This is a genomic window from Acinetobacter sp. YH12208 (assembly GCF_013418055.1).
Lineage (GTDB): Bacteria > Pseudomonadota > Gammaproteobacteria > Pseudomonadales > Moraxellaceae > Acinetobacter > Acinetobacter pseudolwoffii.
In genome coordinates, this window is sequence record NZ_VPCT01000004.1 from 168412 (window position 1) to 182523 (window position 14112).

12 protein-coding genes are annotated in these 14112 nt (G+C 44.6%); 8 read left to right on the plus strand and 4 right to left on the minus strand.

Annotated features, from left to right (window positions below; translation table 11 throughout):
- Positions 1-43: 43 nt before the first annotated feature.
- From FTU95_RS06150 to FTU95_RS06160, 3 genes are all read right to left on the minus strand, one after another.
- Complete coding sequence (locus FTU95_RS06150; RefSeq protein ID WP_004646967.1) at positions 44-1243, minus strand: MFS transporter; 1200 nt, start codon at positions 1241-1243, stop codon at positions 44-46.
- Positions 1244-1260: 17 nt separating this feature from the next.
- Positions 1261-2526, minus strand: a complete 1266-nt coding sequence (locus FTU95_RS06155) for a DcaP family trimeric outer membrane transporter (protein ID WP_004646966.1) — start codon at positions 2524-2526, stop codon at positions 1261-1263.
- A gap of 117 nt (positions 2527-2643) precedes the next feature.
- The gene (locus FTU95_RS06160) at positions 2644-3942 is read right to left on the minus strand and encodes an MFS transporter (protein ID WP_005096906.1); all 1299 of its coding nucleotides are present in this window, start codon (positions 3940-3942) and stop codon (positions 2644-2646) included.
- Positions 3943-4396: 454 nt separating this feature from the next.
- Here FTU95_RS06160 and FTU95_RS06165 point away from each other — a divergent pair, with 454 nt between their 5' ends.
- Genes FTU95_RS06165 through FTU95_RS06175 form a run of 3 tightly spaced genes read left to right on the plus strand, consistent with a single transcriptional unit; the run spans position 4397 to position 7939 of the window.
- Positions 4397-5170, plus strand: coding sequence for an enoyl-CoA hydratase (locus FTU95_RS06165; protein WP_180077872.1), 774 nt, complete (start codon positions 4397-4399; stop codon positions 5168-5170).
- A 2-nt stretch (positions 5171-5172) separates the two neighbouring features.
- On the plus strand, positions 5173-6693 hold the full coding sequence (locus tag FTU95_RS06170; RefSeq protein ID WP_100357185.1) for a 3-hydroxyacyl-CoA dehydrogenase: 1521 nt from the start codon (positions 5173-5175) through the stop codon (positions 6691-6693).
- A 25-nt stretch (positions 6694-6718) separates the two neighbouring features.
- Positions 6719-7939, plus strand: coding sequence for a 3-oxoadipyl-CoA thiolase (locus FTU95_RS06175; protein ID WP_180077874.1), 1221 nt, complete (start codon positions 6719-6721; stop codon positions 7937-7939).
- A gap of 111 nt (positions 7940-8050) precedes the next feature.
- Here FTU95_RS06175 and FTU95_RS06180 read toward each other — a convergent pair whose 3' ends face one another.
- Complete coding sequence (locus FTU95_RS06180) at positions 8051-8488, minus strand: PaaI family thioesterase (protein ID WP_071850671.1); 438 nt, start codon at positions 8486-8488, stop codon at positions 8051-8053.
- A 110-nt stretch (positions 8489-8598) separates the two neighbouring features.
- On the opposite strand from FTU95_RS06180, the gene FTU95_RS06185 reads away from it, so the two are divergent.
- The 5 genes from FTU95_RS06185 (at position 8599) to FTU95_RS06205 (ending at position 14102) form a co-directional block, all read left to right on the plus strand.
- The gene (locus FTU95_RS06185; RefSeq protein WP_004730963.1) at positions 8599-9354 is read left to right on the plus strand and encodes a class II aldolase/adducin family protein; all 756 of its coding nucleotides are present in this window, start codon (positions 8599-8601) and stop codon (positions 9352-9354) included.
- Positions 9351-10274: a glyoxylate/hydroxypyruvate reductase A gene (locus FTU95_RS06190; protein WP_005096902.1), complete on the plus strand. Its 924-nt coding sequence runs from the start codon at positions 9351-9353 to the stop codon at positions 10272-10274. The genes FTU95_RS06185 and FTU95_RS06190 overlap by 4 nt, the downstream gene beginning before the upstream one ends.
- Positions 10275-10308: 34 nt before the next feature.
- The gene (locus FTU95_RS06195) at positions 10309-11097 is read left to right on the plus strand and encodes an enoyl-CoA hydratase-related protein (protein ID WP_005096901.1); all 789 of its coding nucleotides are present in this window, start codon (positions 10309-10311) and stop codon (positions 11095-11097) included.
- 11 nt (positions 11098-11108) lie between these two features.
- The gene (locus tag FTU95_RS06200) at positions 11109-12089 is read left to right on the plus strand and encodes a nitronate monooxygenase family protein (protein WP_005096900.1); all 981 of its coding nucleotides are present in this window, start codon (positions 11109-11111) and stop codon (positions 12087-12089) included.
- 210 nt (positions 12090-12299) lie between these two features.
- On the plus strand, positions 12300-14102 hold the full coding sequence (locus FTU95_RS06205; RefSeq protein WP_180077876.1) for an acyl-CoA dehydrogenase C-terminal domain-containing protein: 1803 nt from the start codon (positions 12300-12302) through the stop codon (positions 14100-14102).
- Positions 14103-14112: the final 10 nt, after the last annotated feature.

Sequence of the window (14112 nt, forward strand, 5' to 3'; positions counted from 1 at the left end):
GATAAAAAAATAAGCTTTTAACCCCAAAGGTTTTTAACAGTATCTAAGGCTCAGGCTGAATATTGGCTAAATTTCTTTCTTGGTTTAAATCATAATAGTTAATCAAAAAGATCAACACGGCAAAAATAAAACCTAAAATGACGCAGGCAGACCAGCCATAGCTTTTCCATAAATGCAGCGATAAAAATGCACCCAGACCGGCACCTGAAAAATAACAGGTCATATAGATGGCATTAATCCGCGAGCGAGCCTGCATTGAAATTCGATAGACCAGATTCTGGTTCAAGACATGCAAACAGGAAATTCCAAAATAAGCCAGAATTAAGCCCAAGATATAAATCCATAAATAATTCTGGGCAAAGAATAAAGGAATCCAGGCCAGAATCAGTCCGCACGTAGCCAGATGCGCAATCCATTTTTCCCGATGCCTGCCAATCATTTTACCGGTCCACTGAGAGGACCAGATGCCGACCACCCCCACAATGCCCATGAGGCCAATCTGGAAATCATTAAAATGATAAGGTGCTTCAGCCAGAATAAAAGTCATGGTAGTAAAGATAATACTCAGCATGCCAAAACCCAAACCTCCGATCATACTACGCCGGATCAGCATGGGTTCTGTGCGTGCAAAGGTAAATAGTGAGCGATAAATTTGCAATATATTCATCTGCAACTGGCTCTTAGCGCTTGGTAACTGGAACCACATGGCCAGACTCAGCAGAAGAATTGCACAACCACTAAACAAGTACACCGCATGCCAGGACCATAAAGTAGAAATCAGTCCGGCCACGGTACGGGCAAACAGAATACCCACCAGAACACCACTCATGAGTAGGCCAACGACTTCGGCACTTTTATCACGCTGCGACAGGCTGGCGGCAAAAGGAATCAGAATCTGGGTGGTGATCGAACAAAAAGAGGCGAGCAGGGTAAAGCCATACAACATATGCAGATTGGTACTGGCTGAAAGCCCAATAAGCGCCAATCCGGTACAGAACATCAAACTGCAGATATACAACCGTTTTTCGAACAAGTCACCCAAAGGGACAAACAAAAATAATCCGGTGGCATAGCCAATCTGGGTCAGTACTACAGTCCAGCCAGACTGAGCCACACTGATCTGCAGATCCTCTGCAATAGAATAAATCAAGGGCTGGTTAAAATAGTTACAACCTGCGCAGAGTGCGCAGGTCATTGCCATCATGAACATGAAACGGCGTGAAATTTGCCCTTGGGCTGACATCCTTGTCTCCTGAGGCTTTAAAAACTATAGTTGGCAGAGAGGTTGATACGCGAAATATCTGCTTCCTTATTGTCAAAGGTTTCACGCTTGCCATGATGATATTCTGCACCCAAATTAATCTTTGGAACAGGAGAATAGATCACGTTAGCCACATAGTCGGTTAAGCGCTTATTGGTTTCCGGATTGGCTTTGGCATAATCGCTAGAATCATCAAAATCAACCACGCTGGCATTAATACTACTACGTAGTTTCGGCGTAAATTTATGCGTGAAGCCAATATTTATACTATTGAACTCATTCAATAAAAGTTCATTATTGATTGGATCGACTGAATAATCGCCACCCCAGGCAGCACCATCGGTTGTTGAACCTTGAGTCAAGAAAGCTGCAATACGCTGATCACCGACCATATGGAAATAGTTCCCCTGAATTGAGTTTTGATCATCTAAACGGTAACGTCCACCAACGCCCACACCCCAGCCAACTTTTTCAATATCACCTGTATCTGTTTGCGCTTGCTTTTGATTGACAAAGCCTTGAGCTAATAAATGAAGAGGGCCTGATTGATGAACATATTTAGTGCTTAAGGCAGGTAAGGCAGAAGAACGATCGCCACCGGCCATGTACTCCAGACCGACATTCCAGGTATTTTCCGGATCAAGTTTGAAAGCATAGCTCACCTGAGGTGTACGTAAGACTGATCCACCCAGGAACAAGCTGTAGTCGACAGCTTCAGTGCTAATCTCTGGTGTTGACATCAATGACCAGGCCTGACCAAACGTCCAGTTATAGTATTTTAAGTGTGCATGACGGATACGTAATCCACCATCGCCTTTACCATTGTTGGTCCAGAAGTCGGCTTCTAAACGAGCAGAAACATTCGGATTGCCTCCTAGATCTTTGGCCAGGAAACCAATCCGGCTGGCAGCCGCAGTAAAATCGGAACGTACAGAATCCGGTTCAGTAAAAGGTACTTTATTAATCTGGTTAATGGTACGGCCACGGGCTTCAGTAGTACTTTTGAAATCGACTGCACCATCAAAGCGGATCAAGCCATAAACATCGACATTATCTACCATTGAACTCAGCGTTTTAGAGTCTTGCGCTTTGGCTTGTTCCTGCTGGTTCTTTAATGCAAGTTGCGCGGCTTTTTGTTGTTCTAGTTCTGCCTGGATTTGCTTTAACTGTGACTCAAGAAATTGCATACGGTCTTCAGAAGCTTCTGCTGAAAATGCCTGTGCTGAAGCAATACCACATAATGTCGCTAAAACTAATTTTTTCATTTCTTAATCCCTAAAGAAATTTTTAATCCTGAATGAAAGGAGACCTTTCTATACTGACGTGTTGTAAATATTTGAAGTGAGGAAGGCAGCGATTTGACCTGCCTTCCGAAGTAGGGTTTATTCTGCTTTTTGCGGATCGTATAAACGGTCTTTAATAAACAGGGCAGGAATCAAACCGCATAGGAAATATGCTGCACCCATTACCAACAGACCTGTACCGATCGAACCATGCATCGCCAGATAACCAATCGTAATTGGCGCAAAGATTGCACCGATACGACCAATATTGAATGCACCGCCCACCGCTGTACCACGAACACCGGTCGGGAAACTTTCGGTTAGATAGGTTGCATTGATGGCATATGGAATACCGTACAGGAAGCCGAAGATTAGCATCAGTACGCCAATGTTATCGGCATTATGCATATACACCACGACAGGGATAAATAGCGCTGTTCCCATGGTGCCGAAAGCAAACACAATACGGCGACCAATTTTATCAGCAACATAACCTGCAATGATTTTGGCAAAAATCATGGTGATGAATGTACCCACCATATACAGTGCCATTTCTTTAAACTTAATGCCTAATTCAGCTTCAAGATAACTTGGCAACCAGTTACTTACACCGAAGTAACCAAATAACAGGAAACCGGAGCTGAAAGACCACAAGATGAACATCTTGCCATGAGTTTTATCTTTAAGAATGGTGATGTATGGATTACCTTTTTTGGTATCGTTATCCACAATCTGACCAGTTCTTTTCATTTCACGGACACGTTTCCATGATTCTGGCTCTGGCACCATAAAGTGCATCAGGATACCCAAAGCTAATGGAGCAATTGTGATCCAGTACAGCATACGCCAGCCGAACTCAGGAATAATCCAGCCTGAAATCATGGTAATCACCAATGAACCTAAAGTGAAACCAGTCATCAATGTTGCCAGTACAGTAGTACGGTATTTGGTCGGTACGTATTCTGACATCAGAGTATTACAGGCAATATATAAACAGCCTAAACCCAAGCAAGAAAGAGTACGTAAAATTGCAAATTCAGTATAAGACTGTGCAAAACCTGAGTAGGCGGATAAGATCGAGAAGGCGATGGTGGCCAGTACAATGACACGGACACGTCCAAATTTGTCGCATGCCCATCCACCAATAAAGCCTCCGATCCCCATACCTAAAAGAGAATAACTTCCCAAGGCACCCGCCTGTACAGAAGTCAGGCCCCATTCAGCTTTCAGACTGGTCAGACTGAAAGCCAGAATCCCGATATCTGCACCGTCACAGAGCAAAATCAGAAAAGCAAAGACAAAAGCCGTCATCCAAAGACGTTTTGGTGCCTGTTTAATGGTATCCGTGGAGGAGACATCGGTTTTATTGTCTCCTGTTACGATGGTATCGCTTGTCATTCTTATATCCTCTATATATTCAAAGTAGCATTTCCTCTGCTACCGCTAAATCCATTTTTCTTCCTCACGGAAACATAGTTTTCCTGATTTAACAGACTCGCTCTGCACACAACAGCCGCTGCATTTTTTATCAGGCTACATTCGATTTTTCACGCTTTACGCTAAATCAAAATCATCTCATTGCTGGAAAATTTGATTTCGTAAATTAATTTTAAGTTCTGCCTTATGGCGATTATTCATTGAAATGAATAATCAGATTGCATTTAAAATACTTAATTCCGTATTGCGAAATCAATTAATCATAAAATAACCAGATGAACAAGAGTTTTTACTCTATTTTTAGTAAAAAATAACTTTTTTGCATTCTGGAGTTAAAAATCCTTGATTTATAGCTTGAGAAACCTTAGTTTTATATAAAATAAAATTTCGCTATACAAAATAAATGGAGATTTTAATGGAACAGGTAGTTCAAGTAGAACAAGTTTCAGCACATGTAGCGATGGTTAAAATTCATCGACCAGAAGCGAAAAATGCCCTGAATACAGAAGTTCGCCAGAAACTTGCGGCGGCTTTTTTGCAACTGAATGACGATGAAAATGTTCGTGCCATTATTCTTACCGGTGGTGAAACAGATTTTGCAGCAGGAGCCGATCTTAAAGAACTGGCCAATGCAGAAACCATTCAAATGATGCAGCGTCGGACTGAACGTTATTGGCAGGCAATAGCACAGTGCTCAAAACCGGTAATTGCAGCAGTTAATGGTTATGCGCTCGGTGGTGGCTGTGAACTGGCCATGCATGCGGACATTATTATTGCCGGGAAAAGTGCCCAGTTTGGTCAGCCTGAAGTAAAAGTGGGTGTTATGCCGGGTGCCGGTGGTACCCAGCGTTTATTCCGTGCAGTGGGCAAATTTCATGCCATGCGCATGATCATGACCGGTTGTCTGGTGCCTGCACCGGAAGCCTATCAAATTGGTCTGGTGTCCCAGGTGACTGAAGACAGTGAAACCCTTGCTACAGCTATCAAGATGGCGGAAGGCCTAGCGAAAATGCCGCCAATTGCTCTAGAGCAAATCAAGGAAGTGGCTTTATTGGCTGAAGATGTGCCGCTTAATGCCGGACTTACCCTGGAACGTAAGTCTTTCCAGATACTGTTCTCATCCGAAGATCAAAAAGAAGGCATGCAGGCCTTTATTGAAAAACGTAAACCGAATTATCAGGGACGATAAGCATGAGTATTCAGATTCAGAAAATCGGCATTATTGGCGTGGGTACGATGGGTGCAGGTATTGCCCAGATCGCGATTCAGTCTGGTCATGATGTGGTACTGTTTGATGCCAAAGAAGGGGCAGCCGAACAGGCACAGGATAAACTGGCCAAAACATTAAATACCTTGGCAGATAAAGGTAAATTCAGCCATGAAAAAGCCGCTGAAGATATTGCTCATCTGTCGACTGCCCAGCAGCTAGAAGACCTGAAAGATTGTGACTTGATTGTTGAAGCGATTATTGAAAATCTGGAAATCAAGCAAAAACTGATGCAGCAACTGGAAGGAATGATAAAACCAGAGGCGATTCTGGCATCTAATACCTCTTCATTGTCGATCAGTGCAATCGCTGCCAACTGTGAGCAGCCAGAACGTGTTGCCGGTTATCACTTCTTTAATCCGGTCCCACTCATGAAAGTGGTCGAAGTGATTGAAGGCTTTAATACCCGTGCTGACATTATTGAAGCATTAACCCAGCTTTCTACAAAAATGGGTCATCGTCCGGTCAAAGCTAAAGATACTCCAGGGTTTATCATTAACCATGCCGGCCGTGCCTTTGGTAGCGAAGCCTATGCAATTCTGAATGAAAATGTCACACCATTTTATGATATTGACAGGATCTACCGTGACGGAATCGGTTTCAAGATGGGGCCGTTTGAATTAGGTGATCTGACCGGTATGGATGTCTCGCATCCGGTGAGTGAATCGATTTATCATCAGTATTATGAAGAAGCACGTTACCGTCCAAGCGTGATTACCCGTCAGCGTTTTATTGCCAAGCAGTTAGGTCGTAAAACCGGTAAAGGTTTCTATGATTACACTTCGGGTAGCAAAGAAGGTGATGTTGCTCCAGCATTGGTTGAAAAGTTAAGTCAATATCCATCAGTCTGGCTAGGCACCGAATATGATGAAGACCGTCAGGCACTTGAGCAATATCTGCAACAGTTCAATATCCAGATTGAGCAAACTGAGACACCTTCAGCAGAGGCTTTAATCCTGATTGCCACCTATGGTGAAGATGCAACATCAGCCGCTGTCCGTTATCAGGTGGCACCTCAGCAAGTGGTGTGCATCGATCTGCTATATGGTCTGCATAAACACCGTACCTTGATGCCAACTTTTGTGACCCAACCTGAGCTGGTAAAAGCAGCCCAATCAATTTTCAATCTGGATGGTGTGACCGCCAGCGTAATTCAGGAAAGCGTCGGCTTTGTGGCTCAACGTGCTTTGGCGATGATTGTGAATCTCGGCTGTGATATTGCCCAGCAAGGCGTTGCAACGGTGGAAGATATCAATATCGCGGTGAAATTAGGCCTTGGTTATCCATATGGCCCAATTGAATGGGGGGATGTGCTGGGTGCTGAAAAAATCCTGAAAATTCTGGATAGCATGACTGCGATTACCCGTGACCAGCGTTACCGTCCAAGTCCTTGGTTGCGTCGCCGTGTTCAGCTTGGTCTGCCTCTTGTTCATACAACACATTAATTAAAAAGTTAAAGGAATAACACTCATGTTAAATGCATATATTTATGATGGTTTACGTTCACCAATCGGTCGCCATGCCGGAAGTCTGGCAAGTGTACGTCCAGATGATCTAGCAGCTACAGTCATTAAAAACCTGCTGGAAAAAACCGGTATCCCGGCAGAAGACGTAGAAGATGTAATCTTTGGTAGTACCAACCAGGCCGGTGAAGACAGCCGTAATGTGGCACGTTTTGCAGCATTGTTAGCGGGTATGCCGGTAACAGTTCCGGGGCAGACGGTAAACCGCTTATGTGCATCAGGTCTCGGTGCTGTGATTGATTCGGCACGTGCCATCACTGCAGGCGAAGGCGAGTTGTACATTGCTGGTGGCGTAGAAAGTATGACCCGCGCGCCTTTTGTGATGGGCAAAGCAGAAAGTGCTTATTCACGTGATGCCAAAATTTATGACACCACGATTGGTACCCGTTTCCCGAACCGTAAATTTACGGATCAGTTTGGCGCGCACAGTATGCCTGAAACAGGTGATAACGTGGCTGAAGAATTCGGTATTAGCCGTGAACAGGCTGATACCTTTGCCGCTGCATCACAGGCAAAATATCAGGTAGCGAAAGAATCAGGTTTCTTTGAAGGTGAAATTACCCCGATTGAAGTTTCTCAAGGACGCAAATTGCCGCCTAAACAAATTACTGAGGATGAGCATCCACGTGCATCTTCAACATTTGAAGCTTTATCCAAGTTAAAACCGCTATTTGAAGGTGGTGTAGTAACAGCAGGTAATGCATCAGGAATCAATGACGGCGCTGCAGCACTGATTATCGGCAGTGAAAAAGTGCAGGAACAGTATGGCTTAAAACCTTTAGCTCGTATTCTGTCTTCTGCAGCCGCTGGCATTGAGCCACGCATCATGGGAGCAGGCCCAATTGAAGCGATTAAAAAGGCAGTACAGCGTGCGGGTTTGACGCTAGACGATATGGATATCATCGAGATTAATGAAGCCTTTGCCAGTCAGGTATTATCTTGCCTGAAAGGTCTGGATGTCGCTTTGGATGATCCGCGTGTTAATCCAAATGGTGGTGCAATTGCCATTGGTCATCCACTGGGCTGTTCGGGTGCGCGTTTGGCTTTAACTGTTGCACGTCACTTACAGCGTACTGGTAAAAAATATGCCGTGATCAGTCTATGTATCGGTCTGGGTCAAGGCCTGGCGATGGTAATTGAAAACCCTGAAGCTGCATCACAGCTTTAGTCATAGCCTTAATGCTATGTATATATGATATGCATGGCATTTTTTATTGAGATTTTTCTTTTAAAATAAAAATCCCTGCCTGAGCAGGGATTGACTACGTCAGTGTAATGATTACTTACGACCAGTGACTAATAATGTTGCCGACCCAAAGGCATAAACTTTACCTTCTTTATCGATAATTCGGCCTTCTGAGGTCAGTACATTGCGTCCGATCCGGATAATTTCACCAATAGCTGTATAGGTTTCGCCGCTTTTCATTGCTTTCAGCATTTTTACATTCAGGTCAATTGTTGAGAAACTGACACCTGCATCTACTGTCGTATGCACGGCAGCGCCAGTCGCACTATCTAGAACCGTTGCACAAAAGCCGCCATGAATTCCGCCTTGTAAATTGTAATGGCGATGATCAGGACGCACTTCATATTCCACATAGTTTTCGCGTACTAAGGTCAAACGCATGGGAATAATTTCACTCATGGCTGAACTGGAAATTTCCCCATTTTTAATTGCGGTGAGATATTCAAGTCCATTTAATTGTGATGTGGGCATATCAACTCCTTGTAATGGTTTATTTCGTCTTATGAAATAATATTCTGTTTTTATAGAATTATGATATAACAGATAGTGATCGAAATGCTATATTTTTCCAGGATGGAACGATGACAATAAAAAATCTCGTCACAGATGCTGAATGGCAGGCACGTTGTGAACTCGCAGCGCTTTATCGCATTATTGCGCATTACCGGATGACGGACCTGATCGATACTCACATCAGTTTAAGAGTTCCCGATCAACCTGACTGTTTTCTGATTAATCAGTATGGTGTCGCTTTTGAAAAAATGTGTGCTTCAACGCTGGTGAAGATTAATCATGAAGGGCAGGTTGTAGAAAGCTATGAACAGGACAAGCCGGTGAATATGGCGGGCTTCGTCATCCACTCTGCAATTCATGAAGCACATGCTCATCTGAACTGTGTCATTCATACGCATACCGCAGATGGCATAGCAGTTTCTGCACAGAAACACGGACTTCTTCCCATTTCCCAGCATGCTTTGAAATTTTATCAGCAGGTGGCCTATCACGAATATGAGGGCGTTGCATTGTCAACAGATGAACAGGAACGCCTGATTCAGGACCTGGGCAGCCATCGCGCCATGATTTTGCGCAATCACGGACTTTTAACGGCTGGCGAAACGATTGCACGGGCCTTTCATGAAATCTATTTTCTGGAGCGTGCCTGTCAGGCACAGGTGAAGGCCTTAAGCGGTGGTGCTGAATTGCATTATCCAGCAGAAGAAGTCCGAATTAAAACTGCCAAGCAGTTCGCCAGTCCTTTAGTTGAACCGATTTTACAGCGTGCCTGGCAGGCTGCATTATCCCTGATTGAGCATCAATATACGGAGTATGCATCATGATTGTGATTTCCAGTACTGTGCCGAATATTGAGGCGATTCTGGTCAAGTCTTTTCAGAAATATGCGCCTGCTGGCAGTTTCTGTACAGTGGACAGCCCGGAAGCTGAACAGGCGACCACAGCAGCTTCGTGGTTTCCAGATCTGGAAAAACTTCGGCAACTTCCAGAACTTGGTCTAATTCATTCGATTGCTGCAGGGGTCGAACATTTAAATTTAAACGAGATTAGAGCTGACCAGTCAGTCTGCCGGGTACTGGATCCACATCATCAAAAAGGCATGCTTGATTACCTGCTCTGGGGCGTGCTGTATTTCCAGCGTTATTTTGACTGCATGATCCAGCAGCAAAAGCAGCAGCTATGGAAACAGTATCGTCAAAGTTATAGCCATCATATCCAGATCGGAATTATGGGACTGGGGCATATGGGTGGATACGTAGCAGAACGTTTCGCAGACATGGGCTATCAAGTCTCTGGTTGGTCGAATTCCCCAAAAGACATTAATCAAGTTAAAAGCTATGTAGGCCAAGAACAGCTTTCCGAATTCCTGGCTCAAAGTCAGATTCTGATTAACCTGCTGCCACTCACTGAAGAAAATACCGGCATTCTTTCTGCTGAATTATTTCAGCGGTTGCCTGAGCAGGCGGCATTAATTCATGTCGGGAGGGGTCAGCATTTAATTGAGCAAGATTTATTAAATGCATTAGATTCCAGCCAGTTACGTGGTGCAATTGTCGATGTATTTGAACAGGAGCCATTAGCTGCTGAACATCCATTCTGGCAGCATGAAAAGATCGTTGTTACACCACATGTTGCCTCACATGCACCCATGTCTGTGGTGGTGGAACAGATTCTAGAAAATGACCGACGTTTAAATCTCGGGCTGGATTTATGCCATCAGGTAGATGTTAATAAAGGCTATTAATTGTAGGGATACCGGAAAAATAAGGAAATTGATGATGTGGAAAACGATTCAAACTCAGGTTCAGCAAGGCGTCGCAACCTTAAGCTTTAACCGCGCGGATTCACTCAACAGTTTTAACCAGCAAATGCATGAGGAAGTGCAACAGGTGCTGAAAAACTGGAATACAGATCCGAATATTCGGGTAATTGTGATTCGCGGTAATGGCCGGGCATTTTCAGCGGGACAGGATTTAAAAGAACGTGCTGGACAGCTCGGCAATGTGCCTTTGCCACCGCAAGGCTCGCTGGCCAAATACTATAATCCCTTGATTAATCTGATCCGCCAGAGTCCCAAACCGGTAATCGCAGCAGTGAATGGTGTGGCTGCTGGTGCAGGTGCCAATATCGCGCTGGCCTGTGATCTGGTCATTGCCAAGGAAAGTGCCCGATTTATTCAGGCCTTTTCTAAAATTGGCTTGATTCCTGATGCCGGTGGCACCTGGATGTTGCCACGTTTAATCGGTTATGCACGTGCCATGGCACTTACTTTTCTGGGGGAACCGGTGCATGCCAAAGAGGCCGCTGAAATGGGCATGATCTGGAAAATGCTTCCAGATACAGAATTTGATGCTTATATCGACGACATTGCACACCGATTATCTCAACAGCCGACTTATGCGCTGGCTTTAACCAAACAGGCCTTGCAACGCAGTGCTGAAAATAACATAGACCAGCAACTGGAGCTGGAACAAAACCTGCAATATCTGGCTCTGAGCAGTCAGGACTATAAAGAAGGTGTCCAGGCTTTTGTCGAAAAACGCCCTGCACAATTTACCGGATGCTAAGGAGAGCATTTATGAAAATTCAGACCCGTATTACCGAGCTTTTAGGCATTCGCTATCCAATTATTCAGGGCGGCATGATGTGGGTCGGTACCGCAGAAATGGCCAGTGCCGTATCTAATGCAGGTGGCTTGGGAACATTAACGGCATTGACTCAACCGACGCCTGAAGCCTTGGTCAAGGAAATTGCACGCTGCCGAGAAATGACCGATCAGCCTTTTGCGGTCAATCTGACTTTATTGCCCGCTGTGAATCCGCCGCCATATGCAGAATACCGACAGGCGATCATTGAAAGCGGTATCAAAATCGTAGAAACAGCAGGCAACAAGCCACATGAACATATTGAGGCGTTTAAGCAACACGGCATTATTGTCATTCATAAATGTACTTCCGTCCGTCATGCGCTTTCAGCACAAAGAATCGGTGCGGATATCATTTCGATTGATGGTTTTGAATGTGCGGGCCATCCGGGTGAAGACGATATTCCTGGCCTGATTTTAATTCCTGCCGCTGCGGATCAGCTTACTGTGCCGATTGTGGCCAGTGGCGGTTTTGCTGATGGCCGTGGTCTGGTCGCAGCTTTGGCTTTAGGTGCTGAAGGCATCAATATGGGTACACGCTTTTGTGCCACTAAGGAAGCGCCGATCCATTCAAACATCAAACAGTTCTATGTCGATAATGATGAAAGGGCGACACATCTGCTGTATCGACAGTTCAGGAATACTGCCCGTGTTGCCAAAAATGCGGTATCTGATCTTGTGGTGAAAATGAGTGAAGATCCAAACCTGCAATTTGAACAGATTCGTCCCTATGTCAGCGGTTTAAAAGGCAAGCTCGCTTTAGAAAATGGCGATATTGATGCTGGTGTACTGACTGCAGGTCAAGTGATGGGATTGATTCATGACATTCCGACTTGTCAGGCGCTGATCGAAAATATCATGCAGGAGGCAGAGCAGATTGTTCAGCAACGTTTAGCTCAATTTTTTCCACGTTAATCAACTTTAGTGAAGTCGCTGAATAGAAAAGCCATTCCACCATGAATGGCTTTTTTCATCCTGTATATTTTTTATTTTTAAATGGGAAATTTCATCGAATGACTAGATTTTATTCTTTAAATTATATTATAGTGGATTTAAAACATAATTTCGTATTATGAAATTAATTGTCATAAATATACAAATTAGAACTCATACAAGGGAATTACGATGAGAAATTATATTGCGCCATTAAAAGACATGAAGTTTGTCCTGAAAGACCTGTTAAACGTTGAACAGAAATATCAGGGCTATGCAAAATTCGCAGACAAGGTTTCTATGGATATTATGGAGCAATATCTGGAAGTCGCTGCGGACTTTTGCCAAAACGAACTTCTACCGATTAATGCGACAGGCGACCAGCAGGGTTGCCGTTTGCAGGATGGCGTCGTAACCACCCCGGATGGGTTTAAAGCAGCTTATGACAAATATGTAGAACTCGGCTTTACCTCATTAACTGGTGACGAAGCATATGGCGGTCAGGGCTTCCCGACCTTATACCGTATTGCCATTTCTGAAATTATTACCGCAACGAACTGGTCTTGGGGCATGTACCCAGGCCTGTCCCATGGTGCCATGCGTACTTTAGAGCACCACGGTAGCGATGAACAGAAACAGAAATTCCTGGTACCTTTAATTGCAGGCCGCTGGACTGGAACCATGTGCTTGACTGAATCTCATGCCGGCTCTGATCTTGGCCTGATTCGTACCAAAGCTGTGCCAAATGAAGACGGTAGCTATAGCATCAGCGGTGAGAAAATCTTTATCTCAGCCGGTGAACATGACCTGGCTGAAAATATCGTGCATATCGTACTGGCACGTTTGCCAGATGCACCTGCGGGAACCAAAGGTATTTCGCTGTTTATTGTGCCGAAATACAATCTGGATGAAGCAGGTAATGTGGCTTCCCGTAATGGTGTGGTGTGTAGCGCCATTGAACACAAGATGGGCATTCACGGCAATGCGACCTGTGTGCTGAATTTTGATAATGCCAAAGGTTTCCTGATTGGGCCTGAAAATCGCGGTCTGAACTGCATGTTTACCTTTATGAACTCGGCACGTATCGGTACAGCTATTCAAGGCTTGGCAGCAGCAGAATCTTCTTATCAGGGGGCATTGGCTTATGCCAAAGACCGTCTGGCGATGCGTTCTCTTGAAGGTGCAAAAGTGCCAGGCCAGCCTGCAGATCCGATTATCGTGCATCCGGCAGTACGTAACATGCTGCTGACTCAAAAGGTGTTTGCAGAAGGTTCACGTGCACTTGCATATTATCTGGCGACCTATGCCGATATCGCTGAAGCCACTGACAGCCCGGAAGAAAAGAAAGCAGCTGAAGACCGTCTGGCATTATTAACCCCAATTGCCAAAGCATTAATGACTGAAACCGGCATAGAAGCGGCTAAACATGGTATGCAGGTTTTCGGTGGTCACGGTTATATTGCTGAACATGGCATGGAACAGATTGCCCGTGATGCACGTATTGCCAGCCTCTATGAAGGAACCACTGAAATTCAGTCCATTGACTTGCTGGCGCGTAAAGTTCTAGGTTCAAAATTGGGTCTGTTGACCGCATTAACCGAGGAAATTCAAGGCTTTGTAGAAGAACATCAACGACATGCCCAGTTTAGCCAGCAAGTTGCACAAGTCAGCCAGTTGACTGAACAATGGCTGGAATTAACCAGAACCATTCAGGAGCAGGCTCAGCAGTCTGTCAATGAAATTGGTGCGGCCTCAGTCGATTATTTATATTTCTCCGGTTATGTGGTGTCGGCTTATTTATGGCTAAAAATGGCGATTACGGCACAGCAGAAAATTGAACAAGGTCATACCGATCCGTTCTATGCAGCAAAAATCAAAACTGCACAATTCTTCTTTGCACGGATTTTACCAAGAACTGCAACGCATACTGCCAATATTCTAGCGGGTGGTGAAAGCCTGTTCCTGCTTGAAGCTGAAGAGTTCAAATTCGATTAAACCTTTTGAC